At 43.3% G+C, this 20,579-nt stretch carries 15 protein-coding genes; 11 read left to right on the forward strand and 4 right to left on the reverse strand.

Annotation, left to right across the window (positions count from 1 at the left end; all coding sequences use genetic code 11):
* The first annotated feature begins 152 nt into the window (after positions 1-152).
* A complete protein-coding gene (locus J7I42_RS19605) occupies positions 153-2,540 on the forward strand; it encodes an ABC transporter permease (protein ID WP_209140546.1) in 2,388 nt (795 codons plus the stop codon).
* A gap of 261 nt (positions 2,541-2,801) precedes the next feature.
* On the opposite strand, the gene J7I42_RS19610 is transcribed toward J7I42_RS19605, so the two are convergent.
* Positions 2,802-4,541, reverse strand: a complete 1,740-nt coding sequence (locus J7I42_RS19610; protein WP_209140547.1) for an ABC transporter ATP-binding protein — start codon at positions 4,539-4,541, stop codon at positions 2,802-2,804.
* A complete protein-coding gene (locus J7I42_RS19615; RefSeq protein WP_209140548.1) occupies positions 4,525-6,267 on the reverse strand; it encodes an ABC transporter ATP-binding protein in 1,743 nt (580 codons plus the stop codon). Before J7I42_RS19615 ends, J7I42_RS19610 begins: the two co-directional genes overlap by 17 nt.
* A 178-nt stretch (positions 6,268-6,445) precedes the next feature.
* Between J7I42_RS19615 and J7I42_RS19620 the strand changes: the two genes are divergently transcribed.
* Entirely contained in the window at positions 6,446-6,979 is a 534-nt protein-coding gene (locus tag J7I42_RS19620) for an AAA family ATPase (RefSeq protein WP_209140549.1), read from the forward strand.
* Positions 6,980-7,029: 50 nt separating this feature from the next.
* Here J7I42_RS19620 and J7I42_RS19625 read toward each other — a convergent pair whose 3' ends face one another.
* Both J7I42_RS19625 and J7I42_RS19630 read right to left on the reverse strand, forming a co-directional pair.
* Positions 7,030-8,970 (reverse strand): sigma 54-interacting response regulator, encoded by a 1,941-nt coding sequence (locus tag J7I42_RS19625; protein ID WP_209140550.1) that lies wholly within the window; start codon positions 8,968-8,970, stop codon positions 7,030-7,032.
* Position 8,971: 1 nt separating this feature from the next.
* Entirely contained in the window at positions 8,972-11,212 is a 2,241-nt protein-coding gene (locus J7I42_RS19630; RefSeq protein ID WP_209140551.1) for a histidine kinase dimerization/phosphoacceptor domain -containing protein, read from the reverse strand.
* A gap of 177 nt (positions 11,213-11,389) precedes the next feature.
* Here J7I42_RS19630 and J7I42_RS19635 point away from each other — a divergent pair, with 177 nt between their 5' ends.
* The 9 genes from J7I42_RS19635 (at position 11,390) to J7I42_RS19675 (ending at position 20,578) form a co-directional block, all read left to right on the forward strand.
* A complete protein-coding gene (locus tag J7I42_RS19635; RefSeq protein WP_209140552.1) occupies positions 11,390-12,175 on the forward strand; it encodes an alpha/beta hydrolase in 786 nt (261 codons plus the stop codon).
* Between the two features lie 140 nt (positions 12,176-12,315).
* Positions 12,316-13,293 (forward strand): alpha/beta fold hydrolase, encoded by a 978-nt coding sequence (locus J7I42_RS19640; protein WP_209140553.1) that lies wholly within the window; start codon positions 12,316-12,318, stop codon positions 13,291-13,293.
* A 33-nt stretch (positions 13,294-13,326) separates the two neighbouring features.
* Positions 13,327-14,334, forward strand: a complete 1,008-nt coding sequence (locus tag J7I42_RS19645) for a hypothetical protein (protein WP_209140554.1) — start codon at positions 13,327-13,329, stop codon at positions 14,332-14,334.
* 30 nt (positions 14,335-14,364) lie between these two features.
* Positions 14,365-16,131 carry an amidohydrolase gene (locus J7I42_RS19650; protein WP_209140555.1) on the forward strand — a complete coding sequence of 589 codons (1,767 nt, stop codon included), beginning with the start codon at positions 14,365-14,367 and terminating at the stop codon, positions 16,129-16,131.
* A 1-nt stretch (position 16,132) separates the two neighbouring features.
* Positions 16,133-16,567, forward strand: a complete 435-nt coding sequence (locus tag J7I42_RS19655) for a DoxX family protein (protein ID WP_209140556.1) — start codon at positions 16,133-16,135, stop codon at positions 16,565-16,567.
* Entirely contained in the window at positions 16,564-17,004 is a 441-nt protein-coding gene (locus tag J7I42_RS19660) for a DMT family transporter (protein WP_209140557.1), read from the forward strand. The genes J7I42_RS19655 and J7I42_RS19660 overlap by 4 nt, the downstream gene beginning before the upstream one ends.
* Before the next feature lie 2 nt (positions 17,005-17,006).
* Entirely contained in the window at positions 17,007-18,383 is a 1,377-nt protein-coding gene (locus J7I42_RS19665) for an alginate export family protein (RefSeq protein WP_209140558.1), read from the forward strand.
* A gap of 86 nt (positions 18,384-18,469) precedes the next feature.
* Positions 18,470-19,174: an alpha/beta hydrolase gene (locus J7I42_RS19670; protein ID WP_209140559.1), complete on the forward strand. Its 705-nt coding sequence runs from the start codon at positions 18,470-18,472 to the stop codon at positions 19,172-19,174.
* Between the two features lie 267 nt (positions 19,175-19,441).
* Positions 19,442-20,578, forward strand: coding sequence for an aminotransferase class V-fold PLP-dependent enzyme (locus tag J7I42_RS19675; RefSeq protein WP_209140560.1), 1,137 nt, complete (start codon positions 19,442-19,444; stop codon positions 20,576-20,578).
* The last annotated feature ends 1 nt before the right edge of the window (position 20,579 follow it).

Below are 20,579 nucleotides of genomic sequence, written 5' to 3' on the forward strand. Positions count from 1 at the left end.
TGACTGTCCGGTTTCGTACAGAATCTTATATATATTATTACTTAACTCACTGATTGGCAAACTATTTAACAAATGGCATACCCATTGTTCCATTCAGCCTGGGTCATACTTCCGTTGAAGGTGGCCGACTAATATCTATCAAACCTGTTATCATGCTGAGAAATTACCTGTTGCTGGCAATCAAGAACTGTAGAAAACAAAAAATGTTTTCGGTGATCAATGTACTGGGGTTAACAGTTGGCATCGTATGCTGCCTGATGATCTTCCTGTTTATTATGAATGAATTCAGCTATGACAGATTCCACAAAAACGGGGAACACATCTATCGCGTCATGCGCAGAAGCCACATGAATGGCGATCTTAGAAACATCCCTTACCTGGCGCCTCCCTATGCCAAAGCCCTGAAGAACGATTATCCCGACGCCATTCAACAAGCAGTAAGGATATTTCCAGACAATGACCTCGTGACCTACAACAATATCTCCTTTAATGAGAAAAAGGTATTTCTTGCCGACAATAATTTTTTCCAGTTCTTTAGCTTTCGCCTGTTGAAAGGCAATCCGGCCACTGTATTGAAAGACCCCAATAGCATAGTAATGACCGCTTCCACTGCCAAAAAATATTTTGGGAAGGAAGACCCTATAGGAAAAGTGATCTCGTTCAATAAAAAGACACAACGGACGGTGACGGGTATTGCGGAAGATGTACCCGCCAATTCGCATCTTGAGTTTGATATAGTAGTTCCAACCGCTAACTGGGAGAATACGCCATTCTTTAATCAATGGACGAATAACGGCGTTTTTGTGTATGTACAATTGAACCCCGCCGTACAACCGACCCATCTTATGAAATTGTTTCCGGCATTTATGGAAAGATACCTGGGCGAATGGTACCGGAAGATGGGTTTTAAGAACGATCTTATTTTACAGCCGCTGCATGGCATTTACTTTGATACCGATTCACCATTCGACCACGAAGTAAAACATGGAAGCAAAAAGATGGTCTATATCTTTATGAGTATAGCCATCCTTATTTTGGTCATTGCCTGCATCAACTTTATGAACCTGTCAACCGCAAGAGCCACAGACCGGTCGAAAGAAGTTGGGGTACGTAAAGTAATGGGCGCCGTACGCACCCAACTGGCCTGGCAGTTCATTTTTGAATCGCTGTTGTTTGCTACGGTGGCAGCCATCAGCGCCTTGTTATTACTGCAATTAATAATGCCGGCTTATACTGGTTTTCTGGGCTATACATTACCGGCTTACTGGACCAATCCCTGGATATATGTATTTACTGTAGGCGTAATACTGGTAATCGGTTTGCTGGCCGGCAGTTATCCCGCTTTGATGCTTTCTTCCTTTTCTCCCATTGAATCACTAAAAGGGAAATTAAAAACAGGAAAACAGGGAACTTTCTTCAGAGAGGCCCTGGTGGTATTCCAGTTTGGCATCTCCGTATTACTGACCGTTTGTGTGGCAGTTGTAATGAAGCAGATGCATTTTGTGCGTAATACCGACCTGGGTTTCAGTAAAGAACAATCGATGATCGTGCGACTTGACAACGGGGCAATATGGGATAAAAAGATCCAGTTTAAAACCCAGGCACAGGCTGATCCTGCAGTAGCAGCCGTTTCACTAATGAGCGGTGAGCCCGGTGGTTTTCATGACAATTACAGCTTTGAAGCAGAAGGCCATCCAGGTGAGAAGCTTATGTTCAACACAGAGTTTGCCGATTTTGAATATGTAAAAACACTGGGATTGAAAATAATTGCCGGGCGGGATTTCTCTCCGGCCTTCATTACCGACTCTACCAGCGCGGTATTGATCAACCGTACAGCTGCTGTTCAATTAGGTTATACCCCACAACAGGCAGTTGGCAAATGGATCAATGTCACCGGCGTGAAAGAACGCAGGACCATTGTAGGCGTGGTAGAAGACTATCATTTTACTTCTTTGAAAACTGAAATTGCGCCGTTGGTTATTTCTACCCAAAAAGATGACCGGCGGCTGGTATTGATCAGATTAAATACCGATAATATTCCCGCAGCCGTAGCCCGTATTAAAAAGCTCTACGATGTTGCTGCGCCTGATTACCCCTTTGCCTTTGATTTCCTAGACGAACGATTTAATAAGCTGTATAAGGCTGAAATAAAGCAGGAATCTTTATTAAGCATATTTTCGATCATTGCCATTGGCATTGCCTGTTTAGGCTTATTCGGACTGGCCTCTTATACTGCCATCAAAAGGACCAAGGAAATAGGCGTTAGAAAAGTGCTTGGCTCGTCAGTTGAAAACATTGTACTGCTGCTCTCCAAAGACCTCCTCAAGCCTGTATTGTTAGGCACTGTTATCGCCATCCCTGTTGGCTTTTTTGTTATGCAGAACTGGCTGCAAAATTTTGCCTACCGCACCACTATTCACTGGTGGTTGTTTCTGGTAGCGGCCACCGTTGCCGTATTCATAGCGCTTCTTACGGTAAGTGTGCAGGCTATCAATGCGGCATTGGTTAATCCGGTAAAGAGTTTGCGGACGGATCAGTAGGTAAACAATGTAGGTACCCCGCTGGAGGCGGGGCGGCCATTATAGAAAAGACCTGTAAGGTCCATCATTGAGTCTTGCACTATCAGCCTGGTGTCTTGGACCTGACAGGTCGTTCTATATTACGTAAGACCTGTCAGGATCGCTTAAACCTACTGAACGTTCAAACTCGGATGGCGAACCTTACAGGTCTTAAACAACCCAATAACCCATTAACCTAACAACCCAATAACCTAATAACTTATTAACTTATTAACTTAAGAACTAACTAACTCTTTTCCCTTCCATCAACAACCGAATGGCATGATCAAATGAACCGGCCTGAATGATCTGTCCGGCATTTACAAAAAATATTTCATCCGACTTTTCAATGGTGTTTAAGCGGTGAGCAATTATTATCTGCGTGGTTTGGGCAGGAAGCTTTGCCAGTATTTCACCCAGCAACTGTTCGGTCACTGTATCTATATTGGCGGTGGCCTCATCGAGGATCAGTAATTCCGGTTCACGCAGCAAAGCCCGTACAAAAGCGATCAGTTGCCGCTGCCCCAAACTCATAGACTCGCCCTTACTTGTTACAGGTGTCTGCAACCCCTTATCGAACCGTTCCAGGATGTGTAACAGCCCTTTTTGCTGTAATACTTCATTCAATTGTTCTGCGCTGTATTGCCGATAGGTATCGTTGCCATACAGGATATTCTCGTACAGGGTACCGGTAAACAAAAAGGGTTCCTGTAAAATAAAACCGATCTTTTGCGTTCTCTCTTCGGTTTTATAAGTGCGGATGTCTTTTCCATCCAGCAATACCTGTCCGCTTACCGGGTCGTACAAACGCGCAATCAGCGAAGCAGTGGTGGTTTTTCCACCACCGGTTGGCCCTACAAAGGCGTAGGTCTTTCCCCGCTCTAAGGTAAAATTCACTTTATGCAACACTTCATTTTCCCCATACTTAAAAGACACCTCCCGAAACTCCAGTAATCCTTTTCCATTAGCCGGTTGCTCCTCCATCACCGGCATATCCGATTCCATAGCCAGCACCGCAGCAATGCGGTCCCAACCGGCCATAGCCACCTGGAAGATCGGCCAGATACCAGCGATCTGCCGCATGGGATCATAAAAACGGGACAGATAAACAAAATAACTGATCATAAACCCAATGGTGAATTCCCCTTGCGTCAGTAAAAAAATGCCAAAGAACAACACAATTATCTGTGCTACATTACCGGCAAGCCCATATGATGGAATAAAGATATTATTGGCAATGCCTGCGCTTACTGCCCGGCGGTAATTCTGATTGTTGATAGCAGCAAACCGTTTATTAAAATAATCACGCCGGTTAAATGCCACTACCACTTTAAAATTATCCAGGCTTTCCTGTATTTCGGCACTCATCCCTCCTACCGATTGCAGACTGGCGGCATTTCTTTTTTTGATCCAGGGTGAAAGCAATTTTGTAAGTATTAACACCACTGCTGCCGGCGCCAATGCGGCCAACCCCAGCTTGATATTCACGGCCAGAATAAAAACAGCCGCACCGATCATCATAAAAAGATTGCCTACGAATTGTAGCAAACCCTGTGAAAAAAACTGATTCAGTTTATCGGTATCATTGTTGATACGCGAGATCAGATCGCCGGCCTTGTTCTGGCTGAAGAAGGCAACCGGCAGCGATTGTAATTTTGAGAACAGCTGGTTGCGCAACGAAAACAGGATATGCTGGCCTACAGCGCCCATCCACCTGGTTTGAAAATAACTGGCAATAAAACCCACCAGGTACAAGGCAAAGATCCATATCGATGCCCTTAGCACACCTGAATAATCTTTGCCAATAATGGAGGTATTGATGGTATGGGCAATAATGATCGGTACTATAAGGGAGGTGAGCGTATTAGCGATCAATGCCACAAAAGCAACAGAAAGGATCTTACGCTCGCCTTTTATAATAGGCATTAATTTTTTTAATGCTGCAAAGGGCCTGGTTGCGCCCGTTTTAAGCTGGTAGTTCATACTGGCTGGTACTCTTTTGTGATTCGAACAGTTGGTTATATTCAGGTGAGCTTTGCAATAATTGCGTATGCGTTCCCGTTGCAATAATTTCCCCTTCCATCAGCAATACACACTGGTCGTAATCGGTAACTGAAGAAATTTTTTGCGTAACCGAGATCAGCGTAATGCCCGGGTACAGCGTGCTTACATTTTCCAGGATCCGTTTTTCGGTTTGGGCGTCCACCCGCGCCGTAAAATCATCGAGCAACAGTACCTTGGGGTTCAACGCCAATGCGCGGGCCAGCATAATGCGTTGCTTTTGTCCACCCGATAAATTCAATCCGCGTTCAGCTATAACTGTTTCCAGTTTATCGGGCAGCGACTCAATAAAATCTGTCAGCTCTGCTGCACGAATGGCTTTCTGCAGATCTTCCAAAGTAACGTTCTCCGAAAAAGCGATATTCTCCCGAATGGTCATATTGAAGATCACACTATCCTGGAATACAAAACCCATTTGGCGATGAAACAATTGTTTATCGATCTCTTCCAGTGATACCTGGTTGTACAACACCTTACCATGCTGCGGCTTAACCAGTCCGCTCAGGACATACAACAATTGTGTTTTTCCTGCTGCCGTGGGACCAATAATGGCTGTTTTTGTACCAGGTTGTAAGGAGAGCGAAATGTCATTCAGGACTTTCTTTTCCCCAAACTGAAGGGTGATATCAGCCAATTGTACCGGTCCGGTCAATTGAACAGGCAGCCCGTCTTCTTTTTTAGGGCCTTCTGCCGATAAGAGCGCAGCTATGCGTTCATACGAAGCCGATGACTGGGCTATGATATTGGCCATAAAACCAATCATGATAATGGGAAAGATCATCATGCCTATATAACTGTAAAACGCCGAAAAATCGCCCAGCGACATACTTCCGGTGATCACAAAATGACCACCTAACATAAGAATGGCCATGGCGCTCAGGCTCGCCACAAAAGTAATTACCGGGATAAAGATTGATAAATATCCGATGATCTTTAACCGGATGCTGCGGGCTTTTGTATTAGCCTCAATAAATTTATTGTATTCCTGTTGCGGTGTATTCAACACCCTGATGAGCGCTGCACCTAAAATACTTTCGTTGATCACTTTATTCAACCAATCGATGATACCCTGCACTTCCCTGAAAAACTTCCTTATCTTTTTCATGATCACCGTACGGGTCACCCAAATAACAGAGATCAGCAACAGCACTACCAGCGCCAGCTTCCAGTTGATAATTATTAACAAGGTACTGGCACCAATGAGCAAACAGTAAGAAGAAATGAGGTTGCCTACCGCCATGCCAACAAACAATTTCACCGCATCTACATCGCTGGTGAGATTAGTAAGTAAACGAGCCGGCGTTACGTTCATTACATATGAGTAGTTCTGCTGCGCGATCTTTTCTGCCAGTTGCTGCCGCAGGTCTCTGGCCACCACTTCAGATGCATAGGATTGCACTACCGATTGCAGATACGTGAAAATAAACACCAGAAAAGTTACGATCGCAAATTCCCACAAGAGCTGTTCGCTTATCGAATGCGCCTGTGCATAGAAGTCTATCGCCCTTGCAATGATCTTTGGGACCAGCAGACCCAACAGGCTGGCGCTGACGGTAAAAAAACTTAACAGGGCAATCAATTTTTTATACCCGAAAACCAACGCATTTATCTTCGGTTTTGCAGGGGGTGCACCACCTTTTGTTTTCATGTTACTCCCGGTATTTTATTCCTGATGAATTGTACTATATAGTATGACGATCAAAGGTCTAAAGAATTGTAGTAAAAACCGATTATTTTAAACCTGACAGGCCAGATTATACATCTTTCTAATATGAGACTGTTTTCTTCGATTATGAAATACTTTCAAGCTTTAGTATAATTGCAAAATGACAAAAAACAACCCACCAGTTCTATTTATTCTTTCAGGTTTGCCGGCCTCAGGTAAATCAACTCTTTCTAAATTCATCTCAAGGGAATATCAGGCTGCTTATTTAAGAATTGATACGATAGAGCAAACGTTGCGTGATCTGTTCCGGCAGGACGTTTATGGAGAAGGATATGGTGTGGCTTATAAAGTAGCAGCTGACAATTTAAAATTAGGCCAGAACGTGGTGGCCGACTCGTGCAATCCCATTATATTAACCCGTAATGAATGGGAAAATGTTGCGAAAAGAAACGGATGTTTATCCGTTAATATTGAAGTGATCTGTTCTGATAAAGAAGAACATAAGGATCGCTTAAAAAACAGACAATTGGAAGTGGAGAATCTTCAGCCACTAACCTGGGAGAATGTAGAAAACAGAGAGTTTCATGACTGGAATGGTCAACGGATCACCATTGATACTGCCAATAAGACCATTGAAGAAACGGTTATTGAATTATTAAATGAGATTAAAAACCTGCTGGACAAAAAGGAATAAATTGGAGATCTTCGTTGCTACAGTAGATCATCTTTATCATAAAATGTGGACTATTTAATGTATTCCTTTTTTATGCCGAGCTTCTTCATTTTTGATTTCAATGTTGAAGGGTTAATATTCAGTATTTCAGCAGCGGCACCGGGCCCCCAGATCCTTCCATTGCATTTCTTCAATACCGAGATGATATAATCTCTTTCATTTTCGACAATCGTTTTCATGGCAGCATCTTCCCCATCTGCGATCCCGGATTTTTTTTCAACTGTCGGCAGCAGCATGTCTTCTATGACCGTTCCTTTTGTAAGCAACACGCTTCTTTCTATCAAATGTTCCAATTCACGAATGTTGCCCGGCCAGTTGTAAGCCATCATTTTCCTGAGCACATTTTCCGATATTCCACTGAGCTTTTTACCAGCTTTATGGCTGTACTGATTCATAAAATAATAAGCCAGCGCGGGAATATCTTCCCTGCGGTCTCGTAAGGCAGGTAGTATAACGGGGAAAATATTCAGGCGGTAGTACAGGTCCAACCTAAAACGGCCTTCAGCCACCTCCTTTTCCAAGTTTTTATTGGTAGCGGCGATAATACGTACATCCACTTTTATGGTATCTCTTCCCCCTACTCTTTCTATTTCTTTCTCCTGTAGTACCCTTAATAATTTCACCTGCAATTCGAGCGGCATTTCGCCCACTTCATCCAGGAAGAGGGTCCCCTTGTCGGCTCTTTCAAATTTGCCAATCCTTTTATCAAGCGCACCGGTAAATGCGCCTTTTTCATGACCGAACAATTCTGACTCGATCAGGGTGGCTGGCAAAGCAGCACAGTTCAGTTTAACAAATGGCTTTTCTTTCCGGGAAGAGAGATTATGTATACAGTTGGCAATTTTTTCTTTCCCGGTGCCGCTTTCCCCCAGTATAAGTACAGAAGTATCTGTAGGAGCTACCTGAGAGATATGATCAAATACATTTAACAAAAGGTGACTTTTACCAACGATCCCCTCAAACCCTTCTTCTGTCTTGGTTCTTCCGGTTGTTTTAGTTTCCCGTTGCAGCGATCTGGCTGCTTCATCGATCTCCTCCTGCATCAAATTCTCAATAGTTTGCATCAATGAGAACTGGATCCTTTCAAATTGTTCAACCTGCTCAGCAGTATAGGCATCCGGCCTTCGGCTGAACAAACAAAAACTGAAAGGCTTTCGATCCATTAGCTTAATAGGCATTTCCAAATGTGAATGTAACTGGAATGTATCGGCGAATAATTTTCTTAAAGAAGGCTGACGGCAGATATTATGAAAGGCAACCCCATTATAAAATGCCGCCATTTCTTCCACCGGGTTTGGCGGTTGCAGCGCCATCAATACTTCCATTGATTTTCCCGTAATGGTGGCCAACTCATGCAAGCCAATCATTTGGTATTCGTCGAAACCTGTTCTTAAAAAGCACCTGCCTTTAAAAAATGGATCTCTAATATTATCAAACCCTACGGCGAGAAAGTCAAAAGGAATAAACGATTGGAGCGCAGTGGCTATTCGCAATAATTTTTCCGTCCAGGTGGCGGTTTCGCTTACAATTGTCTTTAAAAGTTTGCGCACCTCGGTTTCCTTGCGATACCGGGCCTCCAGGCTATGCGCATGACGATACCTGGCAATTTCAAGCGCTACCAGCAAGTCTTTTTCCCGGAAAGGTTTCACCAGAAACCCATAGGGTTGTGTAGCCTTGGCAGCGTTCAGCACTTCTTCGTTTGAATTGGCCGATAAATATACAAACGGAATATTATCAACTGCCAGCAGTTTTGCCAGATCGATCCCTGTTTGTTTCCCTTTCAGAAAAATATCCAGCAGAACAAAATCCGGCTTTTTATCCCTGATCATTTCCTGCGCCTGGAGCACCGAGCGTGCAATGCCAGTAATACCATAACCTGCCTGTTCAAGCAACAAGCGCAAATATTCAGCCTCCACAAACTGGTCCTCTACTATAAGAATTTGTTCTTTCATATTAGTTATTTGATTCCGCTTCACCTGCAAAGCGAAGCAGTATTTCGGTGCCTTTATTACTGTTTACCTGGAAGGTGGCATCGAGGTCATCACTAAGCCCCCGCATCAATTTCATACCCATGGAGGTTTGGCTGATCGGGTCGAATCCTGCAGGCCGGCCAACCCCATTGTCTTTGATTGCAAGGAGGAAATGACCGGCCTCAATTCTTTTCAATGAAATATCGATCATCCCCTCCTTCTTACCAGGAAAAGCGTGTTTAATGGCGTTGGTGACGGCTTCATTCAGGATGAGCCCAAGGGGAATAGAATACGACACATTACATATTACCGGGTCAATTTGAAGATTGAACCGGATGGTATGACCTGTTTGAAAGCTATCTTTGAGGTAATCTACCAATTCATGAATATAGTCGGCCATATTGATGGTTGATAAATTCACTGATTGATACAGCTTCTGATGCACCAGCGACATGGCCTGGATGCGTTGTGAGCTTTCCGTTACTGCCTGGATGGCCTCTTCACTCTGTAGGTACTCAGCCTGCGTACGCAATAACCCCATCACCATATGGAAATTATTCTTTACCCGGTGATGGATCTCCCTCACCAACCATTCCTTTTCGGCTACCAACTGCTGCAGCGAATCATTTTTCTTTTCAATTTGTTTTTGCTGAACCTGTAATTTCCTGTTTGTACGTTGCTTTAAACGGGAATTGTTTATCAGCACCCCAATTAAGACAATAAGTAACAGGGTCACTCCAACGATCCAGTGTCTGGTATTTTGCTCCTTAGCCAATTCGTTTTTCTGAAGTGCTTTTTCATTTTCGAGCAACCGGATGTTCTGCTCTTTTTTTTGTGTTTCGTATTGAATGGTCAATTCTTCAATCTGCCGGCTTTTTCTTTCATTGTAAATGGAATCGTTGAGAAACTGGTATTGTTGCAGGTCTTTTATGGCAGCTGCATTATTATCTAGTGCAGAGTCTGCGGTGAACAGCATTTTGTACAATTCTTTTTGATCTAACAGCCTGTCCTCCGATTTATACACTAAAGCAGAATCCAAATAAGTGCGCGCTTTTTTAAACTGTCCCCGCTGCAAATAAAATCTTCCCATATCCATGGCACAAACGGAAACCAGTTCGCGATCCCAGCGACTGTTCTTTATGAATTCCGTCATTGCAAGAAAATGTTGTTCGGCCTCAGGATATTTTTTCAATGCATCAAAACAATAAGCAAAGTTTCGCGCAACGATCGCCCTTTCAATCTGGGTTTGAGGTGGCACAACAGTAACCAGGCTATCCATCAAGGCAAGGGCATACCTGCTTTTCTTTAGTTTTATCAATTGCCGGATAAGAAAACCTGCGGTCCTGAATATAATTGCCGGGTCTGTCTTTAGTTCCATTCTTACTTCGAGCGTTTTTCTATACCATTGGCTACATTCTACCATACGCCCCAGTTCATCGTACACCAGGGCCAGCTCCCCATAATACGCATCAATATGTGCAGTATCTTTGTTACGCGCTGCATTTTCTACACATTTTGTTGCATATAAAAGTGACTTCTCATAAGCCCCCCGGTATCTATTGACCATGGAAAGATAATAATAGACCTTGGCAACCTTAGTGCTTCCTGCCTGGTGAAGCAGTTCCAGCGCCTGCAGTAATTCTTTTTCCGCAAAATCATATTTCTTTAATAGAAATAGATGATTTGCCAGGAACGTTCGCGCAAACGCTTCTCCTTCGGGTTTATGAACCTGGTTGTATAATGTAATCGCCTTATCATAAAAAACATCAATATCAATTTCGCCTTCCTCTCGTATAGTTAAGTTGTTGGCTAACAATAGCCAGATGCTGGCTTCCTTTTCAATCTTTCCCTTTGCGTGATAAAGAATTGCCAACTCAGAAAGTTTTTTTTTCCCTTCCTCTAAATCGCCTCTAACACAATAGGCAATCCCTTTGAACATCATGCTTTCATATTTAAAGTTTTCGAGCTGAAGCGTATCGCTCAGCCTGATAGCATGATCATAAATCTCAATGGCAGTATCCATCAAATTCACCTTTTTAGGGCTGGATGCTTGATTAAGATAAGTTCCGCCTAAAGCGTGGAGTATTAAGATCCGGTTGCTATCCTGTTTACTTTCCTGCAACAATAACTTTAATTCACCGGGTGATCTTTTGGATAACTGCTGGCCCAATGCCGGCACAACGGCTGTTATAATAAAAAATGAACATATAAGCAGCTTTAGCATACATTAAACCTCTTTGTCTAAAATTAATGATAATAAACCGCGATATTTCGCAACACCGTCAACCAAACCGTGAAATATCACGGTTTGGTTCTATCCAATTATTAACAAAGCTATTGAACTGCATTCACTTATAAAAAAGGCATTGTAATTGGCATGGGCTACCCATAATTGTTACTTATGGGAAAACCACATCAAAAAACAATCGTCTTTATTACCGGCGCTTTTGTTCATCATAGTTGCTGGAATGAATGGAAGACCTATTTTGAAAGCAATGGTTACCACACCATTGCCCCACCCTGGCCGCATAAAAGCGCCTCGGCCGAATCATTGCGTAACAGCCATCCCAACAAGGATATTGCAGGTAACCGGTTGGCCGCATTAACGGATTATTACGACAAAATTGTAAGGCAATTTCCTGAAAAGCCCATCCTTATCGGCCATTCTATCGGCGGGCTCATGGTCCAGCTTTTGCTTCAAAGAGGATTAGGGGTGGCAGGCGTTGCCATTCACTCCGTACCACCCCAGGGCATCATGACCTTCAAATTCTCTTTTCTGAAAGCCGGTTGGGGTCCGCTCGGATTTTTTACTTCGGTGCGAAACTCCTTTTTGATGTCTTTCAAGCAATGGAAATATGCATTTAGCAATGGTATGGATTGCGATGTACAGAAAGAAGCCTATTATCAATTTGCCATCCCCGAATCGAAGTTGATAGTAAGAGATACCATCACCAAAGCGGCCAAAGTAAACTTCGAAAATCCGCATGCGCCTTTGTTATTGACTTCGGGCAGTGATGACAATACCATTCCGGCCTCTCTGAATTACTCGAATTATCAGAAATATAAAAACAGTAATTCCATTACGGACTATAAAGAATTCAAGGGCAGAAACCACTTTGTTTTAGGCCAGCCCACCTGGAAAGAGGACGCGGACTATATCCTGGACTGGCTTAGTAAACTACCATAAATCGGCAATCGGCAATGGGCAATGGGGTCGCGGAATTTGGGCCTCGCTTCCAAGATCGTTACATGTGAAAAAACTTATCCCTCGTTGCACTCGGGTCCGGAAACTCATAAACTAACAAACTATTTAAAGTGATTCTTATTATGAAAAAATTAGTACCAGTACTTTTTGCTGCCACCTTTTCATTAGCAGCCTGTAACAGTGAGCCTGCAAAAACAACAGAAGCTACCAGCATTTCAGCAGACAGCAATCAGAACACGACAACCACTCAACCAGCAAATCCTCCTGCCAACTTCAAACACGCCTCAGCTAAAATAAATGGCGTCGACGTTCACTATGTGATCGGTGGATCAGGTGAGCCTCTTGTGTTAATACATGGCTTTGGGCAGAACTGGTACATGTGGAACCGCCTGCTGCCTGAGTTCTCCAAGCATTTTACCGTAATAGCACCGGATCTTCCAGGCCTGGGCGAATCGGGCAAACCCGATAGTGGTTACGATAAAAAAACACTGGCTACTTACATCCATGGAGTGGTGAAACAACTGGGCTACGACCACATCAACCTGGCCGGTCACGACATTGGCCTGATGGTAGCCTACGCCTACGCAGCGCAGTTTTCGGGCGAGGTAAACAAATTGGCCCTAATGGATGCTTTGCTTCCCGGTGTTGAGCCGGTTTGGAGCCAGGTGAAAGGTTCGGCCTGGTGGTTTGGCTTCTTTTCGTTTCCAGCATCCGGTGAGTTGGTGGCGGGACAAGAACGTTTATTCCTCACCAACTTCTGGCCGGTTGTAGGTCACGTAAAAGATCCATTCACCCCTGAGGAAATCAATGAATTTGTACGGGCCTATTCCGTAAAAGGCGGCACAACCGGTGCGTTCCACTGGTTCGGCGCTTTTGAACAGGATGCGAAGGACAATAAGGTATTTATGAAGACCAAATTAAAAATGCCGTTGCTGGCCATGGGTGGTGAATACTTTGGCGCCGCCTTCCTGGCAGACCACTGCAAACTGGTTGCAGAAAATGTAAAAGCGTCCAATATCAAAGGCGCCGGGCATTGGGTAGTACAGGAAAATACGGCACAGGTTCAAAAAGACCTCCTGGATTTCTTTCTTTCGAAATAACGATAGCTAAACAAGTACGGAAAAATTGTAGCGATGAAAAAGAATATTACAACCACGATAGTGATCTGTTTTTTAATTTCCCTTCACTTCAGAGGTACCGCTCAAATCCCGTTGCCGCCCCAGGTCCCCATCTGGGACGGCAACAAGGTTGAGCTAAAGCTACATAAAATAGCAACCGATGTATATGCCATTCAACCAGCCTCAGTAGAATCGGAAACAACCAAAGGTATTCCGCAGGCCACATCAGGCGGGTTTATTGTAGGTGATAAAGGGGTGATGCTGATAGAATGCTTTTTAAACAAAAGACTATTTGACCAGGAAATAAAACTGATAAGATCAGTAACAGACAAACCCATTCTTTATGCAGTGAACACAAGCGACCATGGCGACCACTGTTTTACCAATTATCTGTTACCACCCAACACCCTGATCATTCAAAATGAATATGCGAAAGAAAATCTTTCCAGTAATTTTGAAGGCATCAAACAGTTTATGATCATGCTGTTTGGGAAAGGACGCGGTATTGAGGAGGCAAAATACCGGCCTGCAGATCTAACCATTGCCAGGAATAATAGATTCAAGGTTGATCTGGGGGGCGGAAAGATCGTTGAATTGATCAATACCGGAACGGCACAATCTCCCGCCGATCTTTTTGTGTGGATGCCGGCAGAAAAAGTATTTTGGGCAGGCAATCCTTTTATTGCAGAAAGTCCCACTATTCCCTGGTTATTCGATGGTTACTTTCTGGAACCTGCCGCCAACCTGAAAAAAATATATGACATGCTTCCTGATGATGCCATCATTGTTCCCGGTCATGGAAAGATCACTAATAAAGCAGGCATAAAATATACCATTGATTATGTACAATCCCTTAGGCAGCAGGTGCAGGATGCCGTACAAAAAGGGTTAACGCTGGAACAAACACAGCAAACAGTTACCATGAAAGAATACGACAAAGGTTATTTGCTTTTCAACTGGCTACATTTCAATTTCAATCTGCCTAACGCATACAAGGATATCAGCCACACCAGGGAAAAATAAAGCACCAACCATACTAATTAAGAAATCGTCATGAATAAATTACTTTTTATTCCGTGTCTGCTATTGCCATTACTGCTGTCAGCACAAAATAAAGCGGACCTGATCATCATTAACGGCAAAGTTGCTACCATGGTGAAGACGGAAGATTTTAAGCAGGCAGTAGCTATCAAAGACGGCCTCATAGTAGACGCAGGCAGTACAGCCTCTATACTTGCAGCATACAAAGGACCTGCTACCAATATTATCGATGCCAAAGGAAGGACCGTTGTACCGGGATTGAATGACAGCCACCTGCATGCGATCCGCGAAGGCCTGAATTATAACGCAGAGCTTCGTTGGGACGGCGTATCATCCCTAAAGCGCGCTATGGAAATGCTTACAGAGCAGGCAGCACGAACACCACCGGGTGTTTGGATAAAGGTAGTAGGCGGCTGGAATGAATACCAGTTTGAAGAAAAAAGACAACCTACTATTGAAGAGATCAACAAGGCTGTTCCGGATAAACCTGTATTTATTACTTACCTGTATGGGAAAGCTTTTGTAAACAAAAAAGGCATCGAGGCTTTACAATACGATAAAAATACCAGGTATGAAGGTAGCCTGATTGAACTCGATTCAACCGGGTCCCCTACCGGTATGTTGTACGCAAAAGAAACACCCAAAGCCATTTATACCACGCTGGCCCTGACAACAAAACTTAACCATGATGAAAGGTTAAACAGCACGCTTCAATATTTCCACGAATTAAATAAATATGGTTTAACCAGTGTAGTGGACGCAGGCGGCGGAGGTCAGTTTTATCCGGATGATTATTCAACTGCTGTGGAATTAGCCAAAGCCGGCAAACTAACCCTGAGAACGGCTTATTACCTTTTTGCCCAGGTATATGGAAAAGAGTTGCAGGATTACCAGAATTGGGTAAAGTCAAAACAACTCAGGCAAAACGACAATATGCTTTTATCAAATGGGTTTGTAGCAGAAGGAGCCGGCGAAAACCTGGTAGCCAGTGCCGCTGACTTTGAAAACTTCCTGGAACCAAGGATTGTCCTTTCCGATAAAATGGAAGCTGACCTTGAACCTATCATCCGGTTATTTGTACAAAACCGCTGGCCCTTTCGACTGCATGCCACCTACGGGGAATCGATAGACCGGATGCTGAACGTATTTGAAAAAATAAACAAAGAAATTCCTTTTAATGGATTGCGCTGGCTGTTTGATCATGCAGAAACGGTGACCGATACGGAGTTGCAGCGAATAAAGAAATTAGGCGGCGGTATTGCAATACAATTCAGAATGTACTACCAGGGTGAGCTGTATAAAAAAATGTATGGCGACCCGGACCATCAAATTCCACCGGTTAAAAAAATGATTCGCATGGGCGTTCCTGTCGGGCTGGGAACAGACGCCACCCGGATCTCCACTTTTAATCCCTGGATGTGCCTGCACTGGGCAACTACAGGGAAAACGATCGGCGGCTATCAATTCTGGCCCAAACAGGATGTACTTAGCAGGTATGAAGCCTTGCAATTGTATACTACAGGTAGCGCATGGGTAAGCGGTGAAGAAAAACTGAAAGGGAAAATAGCGAGGGGACAATATGCCGACCTGGTTATTCTCAACAAAGACTATTTCTCCATTCCCCTGGATGATATCAGGTCCATTCACGCCCTGCTTACCATCGTAAATGGCAAACCGGTGTATGGTGAGGATGATTATTCCAGCCTGAATAGAGCGGTTCCCGCAGTACTGCCAGACTGGAGCCCGGTAAAATATTATGGAGGGTATCAAAATCAATAGCATGAAAAAGTTGATCATAAAAACCCTCGGTCCACATCCCCTGCCGTTTTTTTTTAATGGAGGAATGCTCTTGCTGCGGGTGGCAGTCTCACTGGAAATTGCCATTGTTCACGGGTTCAAAAAAATTGGTATAGGCGTACCACAGTCAGAAAGCATTCCCAATCCGCTGCATTTGCCTGAGGCGTTTAACAACACGTTCGCCATTGCGGCTAACATCGTTTTTCCCTTTTTTGTTTTGATTGGCCTGTTTACCAGGTTGGCCACGTTGCCTACACTTGTTGTTACGCTCACGGGTTATTTCCTGGTGCATTGGAATGATTCCTTATTACAGAAAGATACGCCTTTCATTTACAGCCTGATCTTCCTGGTGATCCTGTTACTGGGACCAGGTAAGTATTCAATTGATAATGCTATTTACAAAAAACGAATTGTATGAAATACATCTGGATCATTATGGCGCTATTATCCGGAGCTTTCCTTCCTATACAAGGAGGCATAAATTCCCGGCTGGGAAAAGAAATAGCAAGTCCTGTACATGCGTCTTTGATCTCCTTTTTGGTTGGCGCGGCTATCCTGTTCATCTACACCATACTCACCCATCAACAGGTACAATTAAGTGGATTGAAAACTGCACCCTTGTACTTATGGAGTGGCGGTCTTTTAGGCGCGTTTTATGTAACGGTCATTATTCTTGCCTTTCCTAAGATCGGTCCGGCCCTCACATTCGGGTTGGTAGTGGCCGGACAAATGATCATCTCTATATTACTTGACCACTTCAATATACTGGTAGCTCAACCTCATCCGGTTAATGTCTGGAAATTATTAGGTGTTTTGTTGGTAATCGCCGGAGTAATTATTATCAGAAAATTTTAAACATGAAAATAGTAATAGCCTTACACCTGTTTCTTTTATTATTTTCCGGACTAAACGCACAAACGATACCTCCATTCAAACAACTCAGATATGATGAGGATTATTCCATTTTGAAACAGGATAGCAGCAGGAACTGGTTTAAAACCACCAAATTCGATCCGATTTCAAAAAACGGCAATACTTATCTCAGCTTTGGTGGCGACATCAGGTACCAGTACCAGTGGTTTAAAAATGAAAACTGGGGTGAATCACCTAAAGATGATGACGGGCTTATCCTTACCCGTTATCTGGCCCATGCAGACTTCCATGCAGGCAAACATTTCAGAACATTTGTGCAACTGCAAAGCAGTTTTGCAAACGGAAAGGTAGAACAACCCTCGCCTGTTGATGAAAACCAGTTAGACTTGCACCAGGCGTTCGCAGACATTGCATTTACACTGCCGAAAGCACAAGCGCTAACGGTCAGGATCGGCCGCCAGGAACTATTATACGGATCACAAAGATTAGTCGCAGTCCGTGACGGTCCCAACAACAGGCAATCATTTGATGCAGTCCGGTTATTATACACCCATCCCGGATGGAAAGCTGATATTCTCTTTTCGCATTTTGTTCAGTCGAAACAACAAATATTCGATGATGGGTTTAAACAAAACACGCAGCTCTGGGGTGCTTACCTGGTTAAAAATAAACTCCCGGTCCTGAACAATGCCGAAGTATACTATTTCGGCCTTTTGAAAAAGAATGCAAAATTTGATGACGGCACCGGAAGAGAATCAAGACACTCCGTAGGCAGCAGGATCTGGACTGCCAACCACTTCTGGCGATACGATATTGAAGGACTTTATCAGTTTGGTCACTTTGCAGATAAAAAGATCTCCGCCTGGACATTCTCCGTAAACACCGGCTATAAGTTTGCCAATGCCATCCTGAAGCCGGAACTGGGAATAAAAACGGAGCTGATAAGCGGCGATGCCAACTATAATGATAACAAACTGCAAACGTTTAACCCATTGTTCCCACGGGGCGGCTATTTTGGTCTGGTATCATTGATCGGGCCGGCCAATCTGTTCGACATCCATCCCTCTTTCGCACTGGATCTGTCACGCACGGTGTTCTTTAATATGGACTATGACATTTTCTGGCGGTACAGCAGAAACGATGGTATCTATGGCCCCAATGTGGCATTGATCTATTCAGGAAAAAAAAGCGGGCAACGATCCATTGGCCGGCAGTATTCCACCCACCTGGAATATGTTCCCAATAACTTCCTTTATTTCCGTTGTGAATTTACCTGGTTTAAGGCCAGCGATTTCTTACAGGATGTAGGCCCGGGAAAAAACATACTGTTCACCGCAACGACTGTTCAACTCCGGTTTTAACTCATCAAATACAATTTAAATTTAAAAATATGAACAAGGGTCTTTATTCCGCTTTACTATTTTTTTCACTTCTAAATATTTCTGTCATGTCAAACGCACAAACTACAACGAACATTAAAAATGTGGTGATCGTTCACGGGGCATTTGCCGATGGTTCCGGATGGCAAAGCGTATATGAAATACTTACCAAACAGGGTTACCATGTTACGATTGTTCAAAACCCTTTAAGTTCGCTAAATGATGATGTGGCAGCTACTAACAGAATTCTCGATAAGCAGGATGGGCCGGTAGTACTGGTAGGCCACTCCTGGGGTGGATCGGTAATAACGCAGGCAGGCGTTCATCCGAAGGTGGCAGCGCTCGTGTATGTGGCCGCTTTTGTTCCAGCTATAAACGAAACTACTTTTGATCTTATCAAAACGGCTCCACCTGCACCGGAGAATGGGATCCTTCCTCCCGATGAAAAAGGATTTGTGTATTATGATAAACAAAAGTTTCATGCCGGTTTTGCCGCTGATCTTCCGAAAGCACAGGCAGACTTTATGTATGCTTCACAAGGGCCTATTGCCGCACAATCTTTTGTGACCCCGTTAACCCAGGCGGCCTGGCAAACCAAACCATCTTATGCTATTGTTGCAGCTGAAGATAAAAGCATTAATCCCGAAATTGAACGGACTATGTACAAAAGAGCCGGTGCAAAAGTTACTGAGTTACATGGCAGCCATGCGATCTATATGTCAAAGGCAAAAGAGGTGGCTGAGGTTATTGCAACTGCAGCAGCCGGAAAATAAAAAACCTTACTTCAAATAAGAGGGGCTGCATCCAGCCTGGCGGATACAGCCCCTGTTTTTAGAACTCCTATAGCTTCTTAAAATTTCAGAATAACTCCTGCTTTGATCTCCAGAATCCTCCCATGGCCATGAAGTGGAAGTATGGTATAAATTAGTTATCTGACAAGGAACTGCATATTGACTACATTTTCCCAGAATGTATAAAATCATGTATATTCACAGTCACCATTCGTTTAGACAGTCTTTCACCTGACAGAATAAAAGTCAATGATTAATAAGACCAATTCACAAAAAGACTTATTTCTAATTGAAGAAGGTTTAACCTATTTGAACTGTTCAAATATGTCACCTATGCTTAAAACAGTGAAAGAAGCAGGGTTGCAGGCACTTGAAACAAGGGCAACACCCTGGAAAATCTCATCGGAAGATTGGTTTACAAATGCAGAGAAATTAAGAACCCTTGCATCAAAAGTATTTCAAACAAATAACAATAATATTGCGCTCATCCCATCTGCCAGTTATGGATTAGCTGTTGCTGCAAAAAATTTTAAACTAAAGGCAGGAAAGGAAATAATAGTCCTTGCCCAACAATATCCATCCAATTATTATGTGTGGGAAAATTTAGCCAGCCAGCAGCATTTAAAAATTGTAATTGTTCAAAAAGAAAGGGGCAAGACTTTGACTGAAAGTGTTTTGGGAAAAATAAATTCAAGCACAGGCATTATAGCACTTCCCAATTGTCATTGGATAAATGGTACTTACATAGACTTACAAAAAATCAGTGATGCTTCAAGATCAAGTGGTTCATATCTTGTATTAGACTTAAGTCAGTCACTAGGTGCTTTACAAATTGATATGGATAAAATTCAGCCCGACTTTGCAGTATCGGTGGGCTACAAATGGTTAATGGGACCATATGGCTTAGGATATATGTATGTTTCAAAAAAATGGCAGGATATCGGAGAGCCCTTAGAATATTCCTGGCTGACAAAAAAGGGCAGTGAAAACTTTGCTGACTTGACAACCTATGTGACAGGATACAGAGATGGCGCAAGGAAATTTGACATGGGAGAATTTCCACAATTCAATTTACTTCCAATGTCAATAGCAGCATTACAGCAAATTGACAATTGGGATATCGGGTTTATTCAAACTGAACTCAAAAAGCTTACAGATAAAATAATTTACTTTAAAAAAGACCTTGGCGTTTTTGACGAAACCGAATTAGGCGTTGGACACATATCGAGTATTCCATTGAACGATCTTAACTTAAACAAACTTAAAGACAGACTGCAAACGAACAAAGTTGTCATAAGTTTCCGAGGAACATCAATTCGGGTATCACCGCATTTATATAATGACATTGAGGATATTGACAAATTATTGTCATGTTTGCAAGATTAAG

The organism is Niastella soli (genome assembly GCF_017742245.1).
GTDB lineage: Bacteria > Bacteroidota > Bacteroidia > Chitinophagales > Chitinophagaceae > Niastella > Niastella soli.

Excerpts from the sequence above, each read along its gene's own strand:
- J7I42_RS19605 (WP_209140546.1), top strand. The coding sequence starts at position 153 with ATGCTGAGAAATTACCTGTTGCTGGCAATCAAGAACTGTAGAAAACAA.
- J7I42_RS19610 (WP_209140547.1), bottom strand. The coding sequence starts at position 4,541 with ATGAACTACCAGCTTAAAACGGGCGCAACCAGGCCCTTTGCAGCATTA.
- J7I42_RS19615 (WP_209140548.1), bottom strand. The coding sequence starts at position 6,267 with ATGAAAACAAAAGGTGGTGCACCCCCTGCAAAACCGAAGATAAATGCG.
- J7I42_RS19620 (WP_209140549.1), top strand. The coding sequence starts at position 6,446 with ATGACAAAAAACAACCCACCAGTTCTATTTATTCTTTCAGGTTTGCCG.
- J7I42_RS19625 (WP_209140550.1), bottom strand. The coding sequence starts at position 8,970 with ATGAAAGAACAAATTCTTATAGTAGAGGACCAGTTTGTGGAGGCTGAA.
- J7I42_RS19630 (WP_209140551.1), bottom strand. The coding sequence starts at position 11,212 with ATGCTAAAGCTGCTTATATGTTCATTTTTTATTATAACAGCCGTTGTG.
- J7I42_RS19635 (WP_209140552.1), top strand. The coding sequence starts at position 11,390 with ATGGGAAAACCACATCAAAAAACAATCGTCTTTATTACCGGCGCTTTT.
- J7I42_RS19640 (WP_209140553.1), top strand. The coding sequence starts at position 12,316 with ATGAAAAAATTAGTACCAGTACTTTTTGCTGCCACCTTTTCATTAGCA.
- J7I42_RS19645 (WP_209140554.1), top strand. The coding sequence starts at position 13,327 with ATGAAAAAGAATATTACAACCACGATAGTGATCTGTTTTTTAATTTCC.
- J7I42_RS19650 (WP_209140555.1), top strand. The coding sequence starts at position 14,365 with ATGAATAAATTACTTTTTATTCCGTGTCTGCTATTGCCATTACTGCTG.
- J7I42_RS19655 (WP_209140556.1), top strand. The coding sequence starts at position 16,133 with ATGAAAAAGTTGATCATAAAAACCCTCGGTCCACATCCCCTGCCGTTT.
- J7I42_RS19660 (WP_209140557.1), top strand. The coding sequence starts at position 16,564 with ATGAAATACATCTGGATCATTATGGCGCTATTATCCGGAGCTTTCCTT.
- J7I42_RS19665 (WP_209140558.1), top strand. The coding sequence starts at position 17,007 with ATGAAAATAGTAATAGCCTTACACCTGTTTCTTTTATTATTTTCCGGA.
- J7I42_RS19670 (WP_209140559.1), top strand. The coding sequence starts at position 18,470 with ATGTCAAACGCACAAACTACAACGAACATTAAAAATGTGGTGATCGTT.
- J7I42_RS19675 (WP_209140560.1), top strand. The coding sequence starts at position 19,442 with ATGATTAATAAGACCAATTCACAAAAAGACTTATTTCTAATTGAAGAA.